Origin of the sequence: Pantoea sp. Sc1 (genome assembly GCF_000255315.1) — a bacterium.
Classification (GTDB): domain Bacteria; phylum Pseudomonadota; class Gammaproteobacteria; order Enterobacterales; family Enterobacteriaceae; genus Pantoea; species Pantoea anthophila.
The window spans coordinates 144,431-163,575 of sequence record NZ_AJFP01000001.1; the positions used below are offsets into that span (position 1 = coordinate 144,431).

18 protein-coding genes are annotated in these 19,145 nt (G+C 57.7%); 7 read left to right on the plus strand and 11 right to left on the minus strand.

Annotated features, from left to right (window positions below):
- Positions 1–133: 133 nt before the first annotated feature.
- Positions 134–2,380, minus strand: coding sequence for a phosphoenolpyruvate--protein phosphotransferase (ptsP, locus tag S7A_RS00695; protein WP_009087039.1), 2,247 nt, complete (start codon positions 2,378–2,380; stop codon positions 134–136).
- 12 nt (positions 2,381–2,392) lie between these two features.
- A complete protein-coding gene (gene rppH / locus S7A_RS00700) occupies positions 2,393–2,920 on the minus strand; it encodes an RNA pyrophosphohydrolase (protein ID WP_009087042.1) in 528 nt (175 codons plus the stop codon).
- Between the two features lie 684 nt (positions 2,921–3,604).
- On the opposite strand from rppH, the gene mutH reads away from it, so the two are divergent.
- From mutH to S7A_RS00720, 4 genes are all read left to right on the plus strand, one after another.
- A complete protein-coding gene (gene mutH / locus S7A_RS00705) occupies positions 3,605–4,282 on the plus strand; it encodes a DNA mismatch repair endonuclease MutH (protein WP_009087043.1) in 678 nt (225 codons plus the stop codon).
- A gap of 99 nt (positions 4,283–4,381) precedes the next feature.
- Positions 4,382–5,092: a TerC family protein gene (locus S7A_RS00710; protein ID WP_009087045.1), complete on the plus strand. Its 711-nt coding sequence runs from the start codon at positions 4,382–4,384 to the stop codon at positions 5,090–5,092.
- 118 nt (positions 5,093–5,210) lie between these two features.
- A complete protein-coding gene (locus S7A_RS00715; RefSeq protein WP_009087047.1) occupies positions 5,211–5,429 on the plus strand; it encodes a YgdI/YgdR family lipoprotein in 219 nt (72 codons plus the stop codon).
- Positions 5,430–5,580: 151 nt separating this feature from the next.
- Complete coding sequence (locus S7A_RS00720) at positions 5,581–6,621, plus strand: NADP(H)-dependent aldo-keto reductase (RefSeq protein ID WP_009087049.1); 1,041 nt, start codon at positions 5,581–5,583, stop codon at positions 6,619–6,621.
- 38 nt (positions 6,622–6,659) lie between these two features.
- On the opposite strand, the gene S7A_RS00725 is transcribed toward S7A_RS00720, so the two are convergent.
- A complete protein-coding gene (locus S7A_RS00725) occupies positions 6,660–7,109 on the minus strand; it encodes a GNAT family N-acetyltransferase (RefSeq protein ID WP_009087052.1) in 450 nt (149 codons plus the stop codon).
- Between the two features lie 70 nt (positions 7,110–7,179).
- A complete protein-coding gene (lysA, locus tag S7A_RS00730; RefSeq protein ID WP_009087054.1) occupies positions 7,180–8,439 on the minus strand; it encodes a diaminopimelate decarboxylase in 1,260 nt (419 codons plus the stop codon).
- A 102-nt stretch (positions 8,440–8,541) separates the two neighbouring features.
- On the opposite strand from lysA, the gene S7A_RS00735 reads away from it, so the two are divergent.
- Positions 8,542–9,462, plus strand: a complete 921-nt coding sequence (locus tag S7A_RS00735) for a LysR family transcriptional regulator (protein WP_009087056.1) — start codon at positions 8,542–8,544, stop codon at positions 9,460–9,462.
- Here S7A_RS00735 and S7A_RS00740 read toward each other — a convergent pair.
- Complete coding sequence (locus S7A_RS00740; protein ID WP_009087058.1) at positions 9,459–10,622, minus strand: MFS transporter; 1,164 nt, start codon at positions 10,620–10,622, stop codon at positions 9,459–9,461. The genes S7A_RS00735 and S7A_RS00740 overlap by 4 nt on opposite strands.
- A gap of 349 nt (positions 10,623–10,971) precedes the next feature.
- Between S7A_RS00740 and S7A_RS00745 the strand changes: the two genes are divergently transcribed.
- Positions 10,972–11,598 (plus strand): serine protease, encoded by a 627-nt coding sequence (locus S7A_RS00745; protein ID WP_033736042.1) that lies wholly within the window; start codon positions 10,972–10,974, stop codon positions 11,596–11,598.
- On the opposite strand, the gene S7A_RS00750 is transcribed toward S7A_RS00745, so the two are convergent.
- The 6 genes from S7A_RS00750 to xerD all read right to left on the minus strand — a co-directional run bounded on the left by S7A_RS00750 (position 11,595) and on the right by xerD (position 18,451).
- The gene (locus S7A_RS00750) at positions 11,595–12,089 is read right to left on the minus strand and encodes a cupin domain-containing protein (RefSeq protein ID WP_033736044.1); all 495 of its coding nucleotides are present in this window, start codon (positions 12,087–12,089) and stop codon (positions 11,595–11,597) included. The genes S7A_RS00745 and S7A_RS00750 overlap by 4 nt on opposite strands.
- Before the next feature lie 139 nt (positions 12,090–12,228).
- Positions 12,229–13,749 (minus strand): lysine--tRNA ligase, encoded by a 1,521-nt coding sequence (lysS, locus tag S7A_RS00755; RefSeq protein WP_009087062.1) that lies wholly within the window; start codon positions 13,747–13,749, stop codon positions 12,229–12,231.
- Between the two features lie 9 nt (positions 13,750–13,758).
- Positions 13,759–14,857 (minus strand): peptide chain release factor 2 gene (gene prfB / locus S7A_RS00760; RefSeq protein ID WP_111208374.1). Its coding sequence is split into 2 segments (ribosomal slippage): positions 13,759–14,781 and positions 14,783–14,857, totalling 1,098 coding nucleotides; the frame shifts between segments, so codons are not numbered across the junction.
- A gap of 225 nt (positions 14,858–15,082) precedes the next feature.
- Positions 15,083–16,819, minus strand: coding sequence for a single-stranded-DNA-specific exonuclease RecJ (gene recJ / locus S7A_RS00765; RefSeq protein WP_009087066.1), 1,737 nt, complete (start codon positions 16,817–16,819; stop codon positions 15,083–15,085).
- A 3-nt stretch (positions 16,820–16,822) separates the two neighbouring features.
- Positions 16,823–17,536: a bifunctional protein-disulfide isomerase/oxidoreductase DsbC gene (dsbC, locus tag S7A_RS00770; protein ID WP_009087068.1), complete on the minus strand. Its 714-nt coding sequence runs from the start codon at positions 17,534–17,536 to the stop codon at positions 16,823–16,825.
- Positions 17,537–17,557: 21 nt separating this feature from the next.
- Positions 17,558–18,451: a site-specific tyrosine recombinase XerD gene (xerD, locus tag S7A_RS00775; RefSeq protein WP_009087070.1), complete on the minus strand. Its 894-nt coding sequence runs from the start codon at positions 18,449–18,451 to the stop codon at positions 17,558–17,560.
- Positions 18,452–18,553: 102 nt separating this feature from the next.
- On the opposite strand from xerD, the gene fldB reads away from it, so the two are divergent.
- The gene (fldB, locus tag S7A_RS00780; protein WP_009087073.1) at positions 18,554–19,072 is read left to right on the plus strand and encodes a flavodoxin FldB; all 519 of its coding nucleotides are present in this window, start codon (positions 18,554–18,556) and stop codon (positions 19,070–19,072) included.
- Positions 19,073–19,145: the final 73 nt, after the last annotated feature.

Sequence of the window (19,145 nt, forward strand, 5' to 3'; positions counted from 1 at the left end):
CTGCGCATCATAGCACAGCCGGTTTTTTGAATTGTCGTGCAAATGTAAACACGAATAACGCGCAGAGGCAGAACGTGAAGAGCGTGAGCTCCCGTCCGGGACAGGACGAAAATTCAGCCTGTCAGGATGGCGCTTAGCGCCCGCCGCGAATCAGGCCACCCAGGCCGCGCCGCTCCATAAAGGCCGACACCAGATGGCGCACTTCGGTGGCGGTATGCGCATTCATTCCCTGCTCGCTGAGCTTCTGCGTTTCTTCGTGATCCAGATGACGCAGCAGATATTTCACCCGCGGGACGTTTTTACCGTTCATGCTGAGATGGCGATACCCCAGCCCGATCAGCAGTGCCACGCACATCGGATCGCCTGCCATTTCACCACACAAACACAGTTCAAGATTCGCGAGACGGGCTTCCTGCGCGATGGCATTCAGCGCGCGCAGCATCGCCGGATGCAGCGAGTCGTACAGGTTCGCGACGCGGGTATTGTTGCGGTCTACCGCCAGCAGATACTGCGTCAGGTCGTTGGTGCCGACCGAGATAAAATCGATCCGCGACGCCAGATGCGGAATCATAAACAGCATGGAAGGCACTTCGATCATCACCCCAATGCGCGGCGCGGGGATCGGGTAGCCCAGCATCTCCTCCACTTCGCGACCGGCGCGATCGATCAGCCGTTTCGCGTCGTCGATCTCATCGATGTGACTGATCATCGGCAGCAGAATGCTGAGATTGCCGGATGCCGCATTGGCACGCAGCATGGCGCGCACCTGCACCAGAAAAATTTCTGGCTGATCGAGCGTCAGGCGGATGCCGCGCCAGCCCAGGCAGGGGTTCTCTTCACTGATCGGCATATAGGGCAGCTGCTTATCCGCCCCGACGTCCAACGTTCGCAGCGTGACCGGCTTGTTGTGAAACAGCTGCAGCATGCCCTGATACTGCGCCACCTGCTCCTCTTCCGACGGGAAACCGTTCTGCAGCATAAACGGAATTTCGGTGCGATAGAGCCCGATGCCATCCACCCAGCTGCCGAGCGCCTGCTCATGCTCCGGGCTTAATCCGGCATTGAGCATCACCTGCACCCGCTCGCCACTTTTCAGTTCGCCCGGCTGATCGACAACCCCTTCCGCCATCCTGCTCAGCGCATTCTCTTCGCTGATCAGGCGCTGATACTCCTGCACCAGCACCGGCTCCGGATCGATCAGCAGCTCACCGCGATAGCCATCGACAATCAGCAGACGTTTGTTGAGCTGATGCGGCTGGATATCCGCGCCCATCACGGTCGGGATCCCCATCGCCCGGGTCAGGATCGCCGCATGGGAGTTGGCTGCACCATCCCGCACCACCACGCCTGCCAGCCGCTCCTGCGGCAGCTCAGCCAGCGTCGTTGCGGTCAGCTCATCGGCCACCAGTACGAAGCGTTCCGGCCAGGCGTTGGTGCCGACCAGCGAGTCATCAAGGTGAAACAGCAGACGCTGGCCCAGCACCCGCAGATCGCCTGCGCGTTCACGCAGATAGTTATCCGTCAGGCTGGCGAACTGCTTAGCAAACTTCTCGATCACCTGTCTGACCGCCCACTCGGCGACCGATCCGCGTTCGATCTCATCGAACAGATCTTTCTTCAGCCGGGCATCGGTCAGCAGGTGGGAGTAGAGATCGAAAATGGCCGCGCTCTCTTTCTGTGCGCTGGCGCTGAACCGTTTACTGAAGCGGCGAAATTCACTTGCGGCTTCGGTCATGGCGATCGACAGTCGCTCGCGCTCACGCTGCACATCCAGCGTGGAGGCGGCGGAAACCTGATCGAGCAGCGGCTGCGTCTCATCGACCCAGCCTGGTGCCACCGCCACGCCAGGCGCGGCCGCAATCGCGCGCACCCGCGTCTGCCGGAACTGACCAAACAGCTGGCCCATCTGAGACTGCGACAGCAACGCCGCCATCTGGGTCGCCAGGGTGACCAGAAACGACTCTTCGCTTTCATCAAACTGACGATGTTCGCGCTGCTGCACCACCAGCACGCCAAGAAGCTGACGGCGGCTGATAATGGGCACGCCGAGGAAGGAGCGATAGCGCTCCTCTTTCACTGCGGGGATATATTTGAAGCTGGGGTGGCTCTGGGCGTCCGCAAGGTTAATCGGCTCGGCCAGACGGCCCACTAAACCGACGATCCCCTCGTCAAACGCCAGCGTCACAGTGCGGCCACGCGGTTTTTTGAGTCCGCGCGTCGCCATCAGGTAATAGCAGCGACGATCGTGGTCGGCGAGGTAAACGGAACAGACTTCCGTTTCCATCGCCAGACAGATCTCATTGACCAGAATGTCGAGTGCTTCATTGAGACGCGGCGCACTCGCCACTTTTTCTACAATTTCGCGCAACTGAGTGAGCATAAAGGGCGTGGCCTATCCTCTCTTACGTCGATGGGCAGGATTGTTTCGCTGCCCCGCACTCTCCTGCATAGACATCACCACGCCAGCGAATTCCTTCATCACCCGGCGGTAGACGTCGCGTTTAAAGGAGACAACCTGACGCACCGGATACCAGAAACTGACCCAGCGCCAGCCATCGAACTCCGGCGTGCTGCTGTGCTGCACATTGATATCCGCGTCATTACACATTAACTGCAGAAGAAACCACTTTTGTTTCTGGCCGATACATACCGGCTTTGTGTCCCAACGCACCAAACGTTTTGGCAACTTGTAACGCAGCCAGTTACGGGTAGAGGCAAGTATTCGGACATCTTTCCGGTGCAATCCGACCTCTTCAAACAGTTCGCGATACATCGCCTGTTCTGCGGTTTCACCGGGATTGATGCCTCCCTGAGGAAATTGCCAGGAGTGCTGTCCAAAGCGCCTGGCCCATAACACTTGTCCCTGCCGGTTACAGATTACGATACCAACATTCGGGCGGTAGCCATCATCATCGATCACCGGACTACCTCAAAGCAAAATTTGAATAAGCTGATTGTTTCACACTCCTTACAGGCGGTAAACCACTGGATTCATGGGGGGTTGCGCCGTCTCTGTCGGGATAACTCACAGAAAATGGTAAAGTTATGAACAGTAATCAGAAAAATGATCGATCTTATTCACCTTTTCTGTGGATAGCTTTGTGCAGAACACGGGAGTTAACTGAATAACCTTTTCAGCGCACTCTGAACCGCTGAAAAGAGGCCGCATTTTATACCGTTGATTTAAAACATAATAACTTTAAGTTCGCCACGTTAAAGTGTTTCCAGTCAGGCGGATAAATTCACGCCCGCTGACAATTGGTTAAAATACCACCACACCGCTTTTTATCCACAGAGAATCGCTCAGGGTTAGGCCAGAGCGACGAAATTATGGTCAGATCGTGAAAAGTCAAGGCTGTAAATGGAACCAGTACCGCATCGGTAAGGGGGTTATCCCATTTTTCTGTGGATAAACGGGCTGGAGATCCTGTTCATTGTTGCGGGTAAGCCGGGATAACCCTGGCAGCCTGAGGGTGACATCCTGCGGATCCACTAAAAAAAGCACGATCTATCATGTTATTATCGAAGCCCGATAGGGTTTATTTCAGCCGCACAGGTTACCCTCTTTTTATTGTTCAAATTTTAACCAGCAAGAGTTATCAACATGAGTCACCCACCAGGCCCGCCTGAAAATGAAGCCAGCCTGCTGGCCCGGGCGCAGGAGTTAGCCGGATTAACACTGGAAACGCTGGCCGCTCACGCCGGGCTGCCTATGCCTGCCGATCTTAAACGCGATAAAGGCTGGGTCGGGATGCTGCTGGAGTGGCATCTGGGCGCCAGCGCAGGCAGCAAAGCGGAGCAGGACTTTGCCCATCTGGGTATCGAACTGAAAACCATTCCGATTGATGCACAGGGCAAACCGCTGGAAACCACCTTTGTCTGCGTCGCCCCCCTGACCGGCAACAGCGGCGTGACCTGGTCGAACAGCCACGTGCGGCACAAGCTGGCGCGGGTGTTATGGATCCCGGTGGAAGGCGAGCGTGAGATTCCACTGCGGCATCGCCGTGTCGGCGCGCCGCTGTTGTGGAGCCCGGATGCAGAGGAGGAGGAGATGCTGCGTCAGGACTGGGAGGAGCTGATGGATATGATCGTGCTGGGTCGCGTTGAGCAGATCACCGCCCGGCATGGCGCCTGGCTGCAGATTCGACCCAAGGCCGCCAACAGTAAAGCGCTGACGGAGGGCATTGGCGATCAGGGTCAGCCGATCATGACCCTGCCGCGCGGTTTCTATCTGAAGAAAAGTTTCACCGGCCCCCTGCTGGCGCGTCATTTTCTCCTCTGAACTGCCCCGCCCTGGCGTAAATGTCGCAATTTTGTGGGTGATCGGCGCAGCCATTGCGTATAATCGCCGTTTACTTTTCGTTTAGGATTGAATGTCGGTATGTTTGAGTGGATTTCCGATCCCAACGCCTGGCTGGCGCTGGGCACCCTGACCATCCTTGAGGTGGTGCTGGGTATTGATAACATCATTTTCCTGTCACTGGTGGTCGCGAAACTGCCTAAACACCAGCAGGCCAGCGCCCGTCGCATTGGCCTGATGGGCGCGATGCTGATGCGTCTGGCCTTACTGGCCTCAATCGCGTGGGTTGCCCGTCTGACTAATCCGCTGTTTACGCTGCTGGATCACCCCTTCTCGGCGCGCGATCTGATCCTGCTGTTCGGTGGCCTTTTCCTGCTGTGGAAATCGAGCATGGAGATCCATGAAACGATTGAAGGCAGCGAAGGGGAACACAATACCCGCGTTCACTCCTTCCTCGGCGCGATTGTGCAGATCATGATGCTCGACATTATTTTCAGCCTGGACTCCGTTATCACCGCCATCGGCCTCTCCGATCATCTCTTCATTATGATGGCGGCAGTCGTGATCGCGGTGCTGCTGATGATGTTCGCGGCGCGGGTTATCGGTGAGTTTGTCGATCGCCATCCGTCAGTGAAAATGCTGGCCCTCTCTTTCCTGATTCTGGTCGGTTTTACCCTGATTCTGGAGAGTTTTGCGGTCCACGTACCAAAAGGTTACATCTATTTCGCCATGTTCTTCTCAATGGCGGTTGAGTGCCTTAACCTGATGCGCAGTAAGAAAAAGCCCGCCTGATAAAGTCAAGGGCGAGCCTGCTCGCCCGGATATTTTCAGAATTCTGCGATTAATCCTGCCGGCAAAACCATTTATTACTACACTTTTTGCACTTGACGATTTGTGAGGGGAAGGCGTGATGAAAGGGCTGGCAGGATTAGCAGCGGTAGTGATAACCGCAGCGTTATTAAGCGGATGCAGTTCAGATTATGTGATGGCGACCAAAGATGGCCGCATGATTATGACCGAAGGCAAGCCGAGCATTGATAAAGAGACCGGCCTGGTGGAATACACCGATCAGTCAGGTCACGCAGTGCAGATTAACAGCGATGAGGTTTCAACGATCATTGAACGTTAAGTGCCTGATTTAATCATCTGCCACCCATTCTGCGCTGGCAGATGATTTCCCCGATTTTTCCCCCTTCCTTCCCCGCCATGGCTCGCGCTATAGTCCCTCAGGACACAACATTCCATTCGCTCTATTCCCGATAAAGAAAAGGAAGCTGGCAATGCACTATCATCGTATTCCCCACAGCACGCTGGAAGTGAGTCAGCTGGGGTTGGGCACCATGACGTTCGGCGAACAGAACAGCGAAGCTGACGCGCATGCTCAACTGGATTTGGCTATCCGTTCCGGCATCAACTTTATTGATACTGCCGAGATGTATCCGGTGCCACCGCGCCCGGAAACCCAGGGTCTGACCGAACAATACATTGGCAGCTGGCTGAAACAGCGCGGCAGCCGCGACAAAATCATTCTGGCCAGTAAAGTCGCCGGCCCTTCCCGTGGCAACGACGCCTCAATCCGTCCGGACATGGCGCTGGACCGTAAAAACATCCGTGCCGCCCTCGACGCCAGCCTGAAACGGCTGAACACCGACTATCTGGATCTCTACCAGCTGCACTGGCCGCAGCGCCAGACTAACTTTTTTGGCAAGCTCGGCTACCAGTACAGCGAAACCACCGCGCAGGTAACCCTGCTGGAGACGCTGGAGGCGCTGACCGAACAGGTGCGGGCAGGAAAGATTCGCTATATCGGGGTCTCGAACGAAACGGCGTGGGGGGTGATGCGCTATCTGCAACTGGCGGAGAAGCATGAGCTGCCGCGCATCGTCAGCATTCAGAACCCCTACAGTCTGCTGAACCGCAGCTTTGAAGTGGGTCTGGCCGAAATCAGCCAGCATGAGGGCGTTGAACTGCTCGCCTATTCGAGCCTGGCGTTTGGTACGCTGAGCGGTAAATATCTGAATGGCGCGCAGCCTGCGGGCGCACGCAACACCCTGTTCAGCCGCTTCACCCGCTACAGCGGTGAGCAGTCACAGCAGGCGATTGCTGAGTATGTGGCGCTGGCCCGACAGCATCAGATTGACCCGTCGCAGATGGCCCTCGCCTATGTGCGTCAGCAGCCGTTTGTCGCCAGCACGCTGCTGGGTGCCACCACCCTTGAGCAGCTACAGACAAATATCGACAGCTTCAATCTCACCCTGAATGCCGAGATTCTGGAAGGGATTGAGGCGATTCACCGTCGTTTTACCTACCCGGCTCCCTGAGTGCGACTGCCAGCTGCCGCAGAGGCGGCTGGCTTCTCTTACAGCGCGCGGCAGTAGAGCGAGACAGGCTTGTCGGGATACTCGAGCGCCTCTCCCGCCGCCTGCCAGCCAAACCGTTCGTAATACCCTCTGAACGCCGACCAGAGCCACAAGCGTGGAAAGCCCTGCGCCTTTGCATAGCCGATAACGTGCTGCTGCAGCGCCTCGCTGACTCCTCTGCCGCGCGCCGATTCATCCACATAGAGCGCCGCCAGCCAGGGGAAGAGATCCTGACGACTGATCAGATCGCAGCGCCAGAATCCCACTGTACCGATCGCCCTGCCCGCTTCCACGGCCACAAAGGTGACGGGAAACTCTGCCCCTGCCAGGCTGCTGTTAACTACGCTCGCAAAGAACGCCCGGCTGCTGGCCTCACCGAATGCCCGCCACTGCCAGTCAGTAACCTGATCGGCAAAGTGGGGCGCGTCGCTGAGCAAGACAATCTCCATCTCCCGCTCTCCTCTGAAAAACGCTGACGCGGTAAGCCCGCGTACAGGCCGTCCGGTCGTACTGTATCGCTTATTCGCCAATCTCCAGTGCCAGCAACGACTGAATGGTCTGCGCACGGCGGATTTCGCGCGGCTGGCCCTGTTCAAACAGCACTTCCGGGATTAACGGACGGCTGTTGTAGTTTGAGGACATCGAGGCACCATAAGCGCCCGTGTCGTGAAACACGAGGTAGTCGCCGACGCTGGCCGCCGGGATCGCACGCGGTTCTACCATACCGCCTTCCAGCTGGGTAAAGACATCGCCCGACTCACACAGCGGCCCCGCGACGACGGTGTCGATCGTCTGCCGATCATCAATCGCCCGCTCATCACCCGCCATCAGCGAGATGTGGTGATAGCTGCCATACATGGAAGGACGCATCAGGTCACTGAAACCGGCATCGACCAGCACAAAGTGACGGCTGCCCATCGATTTAACCGCCCTCACCTGAGAGACCAGCACACCTGACTCAGCCACCAGGAAACGGCCCGGTTCAATCTCCAGCTTGACCGCGTGCCCGAGATGCTGAGCAATCCGCTGCCGGGCCGCATCCCAAAGGCCGAAATAGTGATCGGTGTCGATCGCCTCTTCGCCATAGCGATAAGGGATAGAGAGGCCGCCGCCCGCAGAGATTGCCGTCAAATCCTGACCGGACGCCATAACCAGTCCGACCATCGCATCGCAGACCTGCTGCAGGTGCGCATAATCGACACCCGAACCGATATGCATATGGATGCCCACCAGTTGCAGGCCGTGCTGCTCAATGGCGGCCAGCGCCGCGGCTAAATCACCGTGCCAGATACCGTGCTTGCTGTTTTCGCCGCCGGTATTGGTTTTCTGGCTGTGACCATGACCAAAGCCAGGATTGACCCGCAGCCACACTGCGTGACCGGGTGAGACTGCGCCAAGCTGATGCAGCATATCGATTGAACCCGCGTTCACCGGAACCTTCAGCGCCGCAACCCGCTCCAGCGTCGGCTGGTCAAACAGATCGGCGGTAAAAACAATCTCATCGCCACCCGGCTGGTAGCCTGCCGCCAGCGCACGTTCGATTTCACCCAGCGAAACCGAATCCACTTTGACCCCCGCCGCCCGCATCAGGCGCAGGATATGAATATTTGAGCAGGCTTTCTGCGCAAAACGTATGACGTCAAACGCCTGCAGCTGCGCAATGCGCGCCTGAATAATCTGCGCGTCATAGGCCCAGAAAGGCCCGGCGTAACAGCGGGCCAGCGGCAGCAGATGAGCGGCGTTGAGGGCGGTTTCGGTACTCTGTAAGGAACGTGGCATAACAATTCTCCTGTGGCGATAGTTCCATTAAGCCAGAATCATGCCATAGCGAAAAATATCTGTTTTAATAGCGTCTATGCAGAATGGATATAGGGTGGCGACATGGCGAACATCAACTGGCGGCATATTGAAATTTTTCATGCGGTGATGACCAGTGGCAATCTGACTCAGGCCGCCACGCTGCTGCACACCTCTCAGCCGACGGTGAGCCGGGAGCTGGCGCGGCTGGAGCAGCAGCTGGGACTACAGCTGTTTGAACGGGTACGCGGCCGGCTGCAGCCGACGGTGCAGGGATTGCGCCTGTTTGAAGAGGTGCAGCGCTCCTGGTACGGTCTGGATCGCATTCGGGAAGCCGCAGAGGGACTTCGCCAGTTTCGTCAGGGCGAGCTGTCGATTGCCTGTCTGCCGGTTTTTTCTCAGTCGCTGCTGCCGCCGCTGTGTCAGCCCTTTTTAGCACGTTACCCCGATGTGAGCCTCAATGTGATCCCGCAGGAGTCGCCGCTGCTGGAGGAGTGGCTCTCAGCACAGCGCTACGATATCGGTTTAACCGAAACCCAGCACGCGCCGGCCGGTACCGATCGTCTCGCCCTGCTGACCTGCGATGAAGTGTGCGTTCTGCCACAGCACCATCCCCTGAGTCAGCGTGCCGTGCTGACGCCGCATGATTTCGCTGGCGAGCGGTATGTCAGCCTCTCGCGCAGCGACAGCTATCGTCAGCTGCTGGATGCGCTGTTTCAGGAGCAGGGGGTTGAACGGCGGCTGGTGATAGAGACGCATAGCGCAGCCTCGGTGTGCGCCATGGTCAGGGCGGGTACAGGCATTTCGATTGTTAATCCGCTGACGGCGCTGGATTACGCCGACAGCGGATTGGTGATGCGTAAGTTCAGCGTGGCAGTGCCGTTTACCGTCAGCCTGGTCAGGCCGCGGCACCGACCCGCGTCAGCGCTGGTCGATGCCTTTGTCAGCCATCTGCAGGAGCAGGTGACCGCCTTTCCGGCACGTATCGCCGCCCGCCTGGCTTAGGCGCGGACGCTGGCAGCCGGGCGGCCTGGTTTGCGGAAGGTCATCAGGCAGACCAGCAGGCCGATGAGCGCCAGCGCAGCCGCCGCGACCGGCACCGCCGTCAGGCCATAACCGTGACCGATGACCGCACCGCCGACCCAGGCACCCAGCGCATTGCCCACGTTAAAGGCCGCAATGTTCAGGGTGGAGACCAGATTAGGAGCCTCTTTACCGTGACGGACCACGTTGATCTGCAGGCCCGGTACCGTGGCGAAGGTGGCCATCGCCCAGAGGAACAGGGTAATCTCCGCCAGCCACAGCGCGTGGCTGGTCCAGCTGAAGAGCAGAGAGAAGATGGCGATCAGCGAAAAACTGAGGATCAGGCTGAATGAGACTTTCCAGTCGGCCAGTTTGCCGCCAAGGATATTCCCCACCGTCAGGCCCGCACCAATCAGGAACAGCGTCCAACTGACGCCGCGGTCGCTAATCCCGGTGATCTCTAACAGCAGAGGCGCGATGTAGCTGAACAGCGCAAACATCGCCGCCGCGAAGCAGACCGTCATCAGCAGAGAGAGCCACAGTTTTCCGTTAGCCAGCGCGCCAATTTCACTCGCCAGATGAACCGGCTTCTCCTGTTTGTTTGTCGGCAGGCTGACAATCAGGGCGATAAAGGCCAGCACACCGATCACCGCCACGCCCCAGAACATGGCCCGCCAGCCAAACATCTGACCGAAGCTGGTGCCCAGCGGCACGCCCAGCACGTTAGCCAGGGTCAGTCCTGTAAACATCAGGGCGACAGCGGAGGCCTGACGTCCGGCTGGCACCAGACTGGCGGCGACGACCGCACCGATACCGAAGAAGGCCCCGTGACAGAGCGCGGTGACGATACGTGCCAGCATCAGCAGGTTGTAGTTGTACGCCAGCGCGCAGAGCAGGTTGCCGACAATAAAGATCACCATCAGCAGAATCAGCGTTTTTTTACGCGGCAGTCTGGCGGTGAGCAGCGCCATAATCGGCGCACCGATCGCCACGCCCAGCGCATAGCCGCTGATCAGCCAGCCCGCCGACGGAATGGAAACCTGAAGGTCGCGCGCCACGTCAGGCAGCAATCCCATGATGACAAATTCGGTGGTTCCGATGGCGAACGCACTCAACGCCAGCGCCAGTAATGCAACAGGCATAACACTCTCCCAGTCTTATTTGCAGGTGAACCGCGCGGACACGCAGCCCCTCGACGCTTATTAAAATTTGATCTGCGTCACAGTGAGTATTACAGCACAGCCCGGATAAGCGACATAGCCTGCGTAGCGCAAAGGATTATTGCCGTTGCCGCAATAATCCTCGCCTCCTGATTCTCTCTCTCGCTATCTGAGGGGCAGCGGCTGTCCTATCTGCATCGCGTCAGGTTGCCATTTCCCGTTAACCGGTTACCTTTTTTATATGTGATTCATTAATTATTCCGCAACGTTGCCGATATATCCCTAATCAATTGCCAGGTGTAGTTATCAACTTCTGACGCAGGGAGAGAGAATGCAACGACTCATAGCCTTGATGGTCTTTGCTCTGACCGGCTGCTCGGTTGGTCATTATGAGTACAGTAAAGAAGCTGAAAAGCGGGTTGATATGACCGTGACCGGCATTCCGACCATACTGGGTATCGGCACGCTCGGCACCACCATCCCGCTGACGCCGGAGTACAGCCTGACCGCCGCCCATGTGGCGAAGTTTTCGCTTTATCGGGTCAAAGCCTGGCATCCGCAATGCGACCTGGCGGTGGTCTACCACAAAAACAGCGAAGCAAACCTGCCTCCCAGTTTCCGCAACAGCCATATCGGCGACAAGGTGAACCTCTACGGCTACAGCTTTATTTCGGCGATGCCGGTCAGTTCCAGCGGGCAGAACCTGATCAATACCACGCTGGCGAACAGCTGGAACAAGCCAGACTGCGTCGTGGTAGCGGCGAATGCAGGAGTGGTAAAAGGCATGTCAGGCGGTGCGGTTTATAACGCCTCTGACGATACGCTGGCGGGGGTGATTGTGGGCTACAGCAATAACATCGATGACAATGTCACCGGTAAGACGCTCTACAAGAACGTTGCGCTCTATGTGCCCTATTCCCGCTTTCAGACCTGGCTGGATCAGGCGATTAAATCCTAAGATTTTTTGTCGGGCAAACCAGGATGGTTGCCCATAGGATGTTCGGGCGGATTGAGCCATCTGTCTTCACGGGTTGCTTCGTAGTCCGGGTTAAGAGGGTAAGCAATACGATTTTCAGGCTTACTGGTCTCCCCCACCACTAAAAAGCGTGCCTCATGCTCACTGTTGTTTATAAAGGTGTGGCAAATACCAGTGCCCGCCGGAAAAGCCACGGCATCACCTGGCGACAACGGGTAAAGCTCACCGTTGATCCAGGCATCAGGATGACCTTCAAGCACAAAAATGAACTCTTCTTCTGCGCTTTCTGCGTGGGGATAAGACATGCGACGTCCGGGCAACAGCCTTTCATGATGAATGCCAAGGCGGGTTAATCCCAGCAACCTACCCAGTGGAGCACCAATCGACATGCGCTCATCGCTGTCGGCATAATGTTCGTTATCTTCACCTTCCAGCGCTTGCCAGTGGCGAATGCAGTCGGGACGTTGCATCATGTTTGCTCCTGGTTAAGGTATTCAGCCTGGCATAGGGAGCAGCACGGCTCAAGCATCGCGAGGCGAACAGCAGTGTCTGATTCTGGCATAGGTATAAAAAAAGCCGGGATATCCCGGCCTTTTCTGTTAACAGTCAGACTTACTTGCTGCCTGGACGCAGTGCCGGGAACAGGATGACGTCACGGATGGTGTGGCTGTTGGTAAACAGCATCACCATACGGTCGATACCGATACCCAGACCGGCGGTTGGCGGCAGACCATGTTCCAGTGCGGTAACGTAGTCTTCGTCATAGAACATCGCTTCGTCGTCACCGGCATCTTTGGCATTCACCTGCTGCAGGAAACGCTCAGCCTGATCTTCCGCATCGTTCAGCTCCGAGAAGCCGTTACCGATTTCACGACCACCAATGAAGAACTCAAAGCGATCCGTGATTTCCGGGTTCTCGTCGTTACGACGGGCCAGCGGCGACACTTCTGCCGGGTATTCGGTGATGAAGGTTGGCTGAATCAGATTCGCCTCTGCCGTCTCTTCGAAAATCTCCGTTACGACGCGACCCAGACCCCAGCTCTTCTCAACTTTGATGTGCAGTGATTGCGCAATCGCCACCGCTTTATCGAAGTCTTCCAGATCGGCCAGATCGGTTTCCGGACGATACTTTTTGATCGCTTCGCGCATGGTCAGTTTTTCAAACGGCTTACCGAAATCAAACTCCTGCTCACCGTAAGGCACCACCGTGCTGCCCAGCACATCCTGCGCCAGCGTGCGGAACAGGCTCTCGGTCAGCTCGATCAGATCTTTGTAATCCGCGTAGGCCATATAGAGTTCCATCATGGTGAACTCTGGGTTATGACGTGGCGAAATCCCTTCGTTACGGAAGTTACGGTTGATCTCGAACACGCGATCGAACCCGCCCACCACCAGACGCTTCAGGTAAAGCTCCGGGGCAATACGCAGATACATGTCGATATCCAGCGCATTGTGATGGGTGATGAAAGGACGCGCAGACGCGCCGCCCGGGATCACCTGCATCATCGGCGTTTCCACTTCCATAAAGTCGCGGCTCACCATGAACTGACGAATGCCGGCCATGATCTGCGAACGAATGCGGAAGGTATTGCGCGACTCATCGTTGGCGATGAGATCGAGATAGCGCTGACGGTAACGGGTTTCCTGGTCGGCCAGGCCGTGGAACTTGTCCGGCAACGGACGCAGGGCTTTGGTCAGCAGGCGCAGTTCAGAACAGTGAATCGACAGTTCGCCGGTTTTGGTTTTAAACAGCTTGCCGCGCGCGCCGAGGATATCGCCGAGATCCCACTTTTTGAACTGCTCGTTGTAGATCCCTTCCGCCAGGTCATCACGCGAAACGTACAGCTGAATGCGGCCACCCACATCCTGCAGGGTCACGAAAGAGGCTTTACCCATGATGCGACGGGTCATCATACGACCCGCAACACTCACTTCGATGCCGAGATCTTCAAGCTCTTCGTTGCTCTTCTCGCCATAGCTGGCGTGCAGCTGGTCAGAGAGGCTGTCACGACGGAAATCGTTAGGAAACGCCACGCCATTTGCACGCAGCACGCTCAGCTTTTCGCGACGCGTTTTCAGTTCGTTATTTAACTCAACGGCGGCGTCAGCGCTCTGCGGTTGTTGTTCAGACATGTCGGTTCCTTATAACCCTGCTTTTAAACTAGCTTCAATGAATCGATCCAGATCGCCGTCCAGTACCGCCTGGGTGTTACGCGTCTCTACGCCGGTGCGCAGATCTTTGATGCGGGCATCATCAAGCACGTAAGAACGGATCTGACTTCCCCAGCCGATGTCAGACTTGTTGTCTTCCAGCGCCTGTTTCTCAGCATTTTTCTTCTGCATCTCAAGCTCGTACAGCTTCGCCTTCATCTGCTTCATCGCCTGATCTTTGTTCTTGTGCTGAGAACGGTCGTTCTGACACTGAGTCACCGTTCCGGTCGGAATGTGGGTAATACGCACCGCAGATTCCGTCCGGTTAACGTGCTGACCGCCCGCGCCCGATGCGCGATAGACGTCAATACGCAGATCCGCCGGGTTGATGTCGATATCAATATCGTCATCCACTTCCGGGTAAATAAAGGCGGAGCTGAATGAGGTGTGACGACGGCCGCCGGAGTCGAACGGGCTCTTACGCACCAGGCGATGGACGCCGGTTTCCGTGCGCAGCCAGCCGAAGGCGTAGTCGCCTGACACGCGAATGGTCACGGATTTGATGCCCGCGACTTCACCTTCAGACTCTTCGATAATTTCGGTTTTGAAGCCTTTTGCTTCGGCCCAACGCAGATACATACGCATCAGCATGCTGGCCCAGTCCTGCGCTTCGGTGCCGCCGGAACCGGCCTGCAGATCGATGTAGCAGTCAGCGCTGTCATACTCGCCGGAGAACATGCGGCGGAACTCCAGTTCGCCCAGCTTGCCCTCAAGCACGTCCAGCTCGGCAACCGCTTCGTTGAAAGTCTCTTCGTCTTCCGCTTCGACGGCCAGCTCCAGCAGACCCTGCACATCTTCAAGGCCCTGCGCCATCTGATCCAGCGTCTGCACGATCGCTTCCAGCGAGGCGCGCTCTTTGCCCAGCGCCTGAGCACGCTCAGGTTCGTTCCAGACATCGGGCTGTTCCAGCTCGGCGTTTACTTCTTCGAGGCGTTCTTTCTTGGCATCGTAGTCAAAGATACCCCCGAAGAACGTCGCTGCGCTCACTGAGGTCCTGAATACGGTTTTTGACCGGGTTGATTTCAAACATGGCTTTAGCGTCTTTCTTATGTTCGATGGGACAGGAAATTTAACGCACAAGTTTACCCGAAACTGGCGGCAGTTTGTAGCGTTGAGACAGGGGGGATGCGGGAACGGCGTGACGCGCCGCATTTTCTTCCCGGCTGATGGCGCTGCAGCCCCGTCAGAGGAGACGACGGGAGGCAGTCAGGCATGCGCGCCTGCCATCATCGCAGAGGCGCAAACCTGACAGAACCTAGTTCAGCGGCCAGAGATGGTCGATGATCAGCTGTACCGAGCGGTTACCGCGATACTCGTTGATATCCAGCTTATAAGCCAGTTCGACCTGACGCACGCTGCTGTCGGGCCACAGTGTGGTATCGACATTAAAGGCGATACCGTCGATCAGCGGACCGCCGTCGAGCGGTTCGACCATTACTTTCAGATGCCGCTCGCCCACCAGCCGCTGTTGCAGCAGCTTAAACCGGCCGTCGAAGGCCGGTTCCGGGAACGCCTGGCCCCAGGGGCCCGCCTCACGCAGCATCTCAGCCGTCTGCAGCGAAAAATCCTGCGGTTGCAGGGCACCGTCAGACCAGATGATGCCCTGCAGCGATTCGCCGTCCAGCCACTCACCGACCAGGTCGGCAAAGCGCTGACGGAACTCCTCGTAGCGGTCCGTTTCCAGCGATAAGCCTGCCGCCATCGCGTGGCCACCAAACTTCAGCATCAGGCCGGGGTTCAGGGTATCCAGCCGCTCCAGCGCATCACGCAGATGCAGGCCGGCAATCGAACGTCCCGAGCCTTTCAGCGTGCCATCGCCCGCGGGCGCGAAGGCAATGACCGGACGATGAAAACGCTCTTTCAGTCGTGAGGCCAGAATGCCGACGACGCCCTGATGCCACTCAGGATGATAGAAGGCCAGTCCCAGCGGCAGATCGCGCTGCTCACGCTCCAGCGCCTGACACAGCGCCAGCGCCTCGCTCTGCATGCCCTGCTCGATCTCTTTTCGCGTCTGGTTGAGTGCGTCCAGCTCACTGGCTAACATCCGCGCCTGACTCAGGTCATCAGTCATCAGCAGCGCCACGCCCACCGACATGTCGTCGAGCCGCCCCGCGGCATTAAGCCGTGGCCCGAGCGCAAAACCGAGATCGCTGGCCGCCAGCTGACGCGCATCGCGATTCGCAATCTCCAGCAGTGCCCGGATGCCTGGCCGGCATTTTCCGGCCCGGATACGGCTCAGCCCCTGCCATACCAGAATACGGTTGTTAACGTCGAGCGGCACCACATCGGCGACCGTGCCGAGCGCCACCAGGTCCAGCATCCCGGCCAGATTTGGCTCGGCACGGGTAACGCCGAACCAGCCCTGGGTGCGCAGATGGGCGCGCAGCGCCAGCATCAGATAGAACGCAACGCCAACGCCCGCCAGCGCCCGTGAAGGAAAATCGCAGTCGGGCAGGTTAGGATTCACAATCGCCTCAGCGGCCGGTAAGGTCTCGCCCGGCAGGTGATGGTCGGTGATCAGCACTGGAATGCCGTGCTGATGCGCGTACTCCACCCCGGCGTGGGAGGAGATGCCGTTATCGACCGTCAGGATCATGGCGGCGCCCCGTGCACGCGCCTGCTCTACCACTTCCGGGCTGAGGCCATACCCATCTTCAAAGCGATTCGGCACCAGATACTGCACGTTACTGCCGCCCATACTGCGCAGCGCCATCACCGTCAGCGCGGTACTGGTCGCGCCATCGGCATCAAAGTCGCCGACCACCATGATGCGACGGCCATCCAGCAGCGCCTGATGCAGCAGCGCAACGGCGCTCTCAATCCCGCTTAAGGACTGAAACGGCAGCAGATTTTTTGCACCGCGCTCCAGCTCTGCGGCATCGCGCACACCGCGATGCAGATAGAGTCGCTTCAGCAGCGGCGGCAGGGTCGCCGGCAGCACATCGTCTACCGTCACCTCACGGCGACGGAGTTCCACATCCTGTTTTACCACCGATTAACCACCACGCTTCTGATTGTCCAGCACCTGCTTCAGCTCCTGCGGCGTCTGATAACCGGGGATCATCATGCCGCTGTCGGTGAGCATGGCCGGGGTGCCCTGAATGCCGAACAGCACGCCCAGTTTGTAGTGCTGAGCAATATCAATTTTGCAGCTGTCGGGCGCAGCCATCTTCGGCGCATTGCCTTTCATTGCCTCGTCAAAGGCTTTGTTGCGGTCGGCGCTGCACCAGATCGCTTTCATCGCCGGTGCGATCTGACCATTCAGCCCTTCCCGTGGAAACGCCAGGTAGCGCACGGTGATACCCAGTGCGTTGTAGTCCGCCATCTGCTCGTGCAGCTTGTGACAGTAGCCGCAGGTAATGTCGGTAAAGACGGTCACGACATGCTGCTCTTTAGGCGCTTTGTAGACGATCATCTCCGGCACCAGCGCCTCGACCTTTTTGTCGAGCAGCTTATTGGTGACGTTCACCGGCTGAGTGCCGCTGACGTCATACAGCGGGCCCTGAATCATATGTTTACCGTCGTCGGTCACGTAGAGCACGCCGCTCTCTGACAGCACGGTTTTGAACCCTGGCAGCGGGGACGGGCTGATCTCTGTCTGATTCAGCCCGAGCTTTTTCAGGGATTGCTGAATGGCGCTGTCATCGGCCTGAGCAAGACCGGAAAAGGCGCTGGCTAACAGGGCCAGCATGGCAAAATGCTTGTTCATCGTTGTCCTTATGGCCGCGGTTCAGGCTCGCGGATGGTGTTGTTGATGCAACTGACGCAGGCGCTCGGTGGCGACATGCGTATAAATTTGCGTGGTGGAGAGATCGCTGTGCCCCAGCAACATCTGTACGACACGCAAATCGGCGCCGTGGTTCAGCAGATGCGTGGCAAAGGCATGGCGCATCACATGGGGTGATAACTTTTCAGCGTCGATGCCCGCCAGCGTGGCGTAATGCTTAATACGATGCCAGAAGGTCTGCCGCGTCATCTGCTGCGCCCGATTACTGGGAAACATCACGTCCAGCGTCTGACCATTAAGCAGCCACGGGCGACCATGTTCCATATATTGCTCCAGCCAGTAAACCGCTTCTTCACCTAATGGCACCAGCCGCTCTTTATCACCTTTACCGATTACCCGGACGACGCCCTGACGCAGGCTGATGTCGCTGAGCGTCAGCCCCGTCAGTTCGGAGACGCGCAGGCCGGTGGCATAGAGCAGCTCCAGCATCGCCTTATCGCGCAGCTCCAGTGGGATATCGGTATTGGGTGCCTGCAACAGCCGCTCGACCTGCGCCTCAGTGAGATCTTTCGGCAGTCGCTGTGGCAGTTTGGGTGCCGAGAGCAGCGCACTGGGATCGTCGGGGCGCACTTTTTCACGGTACAGATACTGGAACAGGCGCCGCATGGCGCTGAGCAGCCGCGCTGAGCTGGTCGCCTTGTAGCCTCCTTCCAGCCGTTCAGCCAGAAACTGCTGCAGATCGGCTGGCGTCACGCTGAGCAGCGTCAGCTGGTGATGCGCCAGCCAGCCGGTCAGCGTCTGGAGATCCTGGCGATAGGAGGAGAGCGTGTTCTGCGCCAGATTGCGCTCAATCCAGAGCGCATCAAGAAACTGTTCTGTCAGTTCGCTGTCCTGCACGTTATCTCCGCCGTCTGGTGTAAAATCATGCTCATTATGCCTGATTCAGCAGCGCTTCTGGTACAATTGCGCCAAAGTCAGTATTTACAGAGTGTTATCTGCATGAAAATCGGTCTGTTTTACGGTTCCAGTACCTGTTACACCGAAATCGTGGCGGAGAAAATTCGCGATTTCATCGGCGACGAGCTGGTCACGCTGCATAACGTTAAGGATGATGACCCACGCCTGATGGAGCAGTACGATTTGCTGATCATGGGCATCCCCACCTGGGATTTTGGTGAGTTGCAGGAGGACTGGGAGGCGATCTGGACGCTGCTGCCCGCGCTGAATCTGCAGAATAAGATTGTGGCGCTGTATGGCATGGGCGATCAGATTGGCTACGGTGAATGGTTTCTGGATGCGCTCGGTATGCTGCACGATCTGCTGCAGCCGATGGGGGTACGTTTCGTAGGCTACTGGCCGCTGGAGGGCTATGAGTTCACCAGTCCCCGACCGCTTACTGCCGATGGCACACAGTTTGTCGGCCTGGCGCTGGATGACGTGAATCAGTTTGAGGTGACGGATGAGCGCGTTGAGCAGTGGTGCGAGCAGGTGTTAACCGAGACTGCCGGACTGCTGTAACCCTCTTCAGCCGTTGCGGCCGCCAGCCACCTACGGAGACGGCGCGGAATGCCCGGCAGAACCTGACCGGCCG

What these genes read in the sequence shown, in the direction of transcription:
- S7A_RS00715 (WP_009087047.1), top strand. Translation starts at nt 5,211, where the DNA reads ATGAAAGGGCTGGCAGGATTAGCAGCGGTAGTGATAACCGCAGCGTTA.
- fldB (WP_009087073.1), top strand. Translation starts at nt 18,554, where the DNA reads ATGAAAATCGGTCTGTTTTACGGTTCCAGTACCTGTTACACCGAAATC.
- S7A_RS00720 (WP_009087049.1), top strand. Translation starts at nt 5,581, where the DNA reads ATGCACTATCATCGTATTCCCCACAGCACGCTGGAAGTGAGTCAGCTG.
- lysS (WP_009087062.1), bottom strand. Translation starts at nt 13,749, where the DNA reads ATGTCTGAACAACAACCGCAGAGCGCTGACGCCGCCGTTGAGTTAAAT.
- S7A_RS00710 (WP_009087045.1), top strand. Translation starts at nt 4,382, where the DNA reads ATGTTTGAGTGGATTTCCGATCCCAACGCCTGGCTGGCGCTGGGCACC.
- S7A_RS00740 (WP_009087058.1), bottom strand. Translation starts at nt 10,622, where the DNA reads ATGCCTGTTGCATTACTGGCGCTGGCGTTGAGTGCGTTCGCCATCGGA.
- ptsP (WP_009087039.1), bottom strand. Translation starts at nt 2,380, where the DNA reads ATGCTCACTCAGTTGCGCGAAATTGTAGAAAAAGTGGCGAGTGCGCCG.
- S7A_RS00750 (WP_033736044.1), bottom strand. Translation starts at nt 12,089, where the DNA reads ATGATGCAACGTCCCGACTGCATTCGCCACTGGCAAGCGCTGGAAGGT.
- S7A_RS00725 (WP_009087052.1), bottom strand. Translation starts at nt 7,109, where the DNA reads ATGGAGATTGTCTTGCTCAGCGACGCGCCCCACTTTGCCGATCAGGTT.
- S7A_RS00745 (WP_033736042.1), top strand. Translation starts at nt 10,972, where the DNA reads ATGCAACGACTCATAGCCTTGATGGTCTTTGCTCTGACCGGCTGCTCG.
- lysA (WP_009087054.1), bottom strand. Translation starts at nt 8,439, where the DNA reads ATGCCACGTTCCTTACAGAGTACCGAAACCGCCCTCAACGCCGCTCAT.
- S7A_RS00735 (WP_009087056.1), top strand. Translation starts at nt 8,542, where the DNA reads ATGGCGAACATCAACTGGCGGCATATTGAAATTTTTCATGCGGTGATG.
- mutH (WP_009087043.1), top strand. Translation starts at nt 3,605, where the DNA reads ATGAGTCACCCACCAGGCCCGCCTGAAAATGAAGCCAGCCTGCTGGCC.
- dsbC (WP_009087068.1), bottom strand. Translation starts at nt 17,536, where the DNA reads ATGAACAAGCATTTTGCCATGCTGGCCCTGTTAGCCAGCGCCTTTTCC.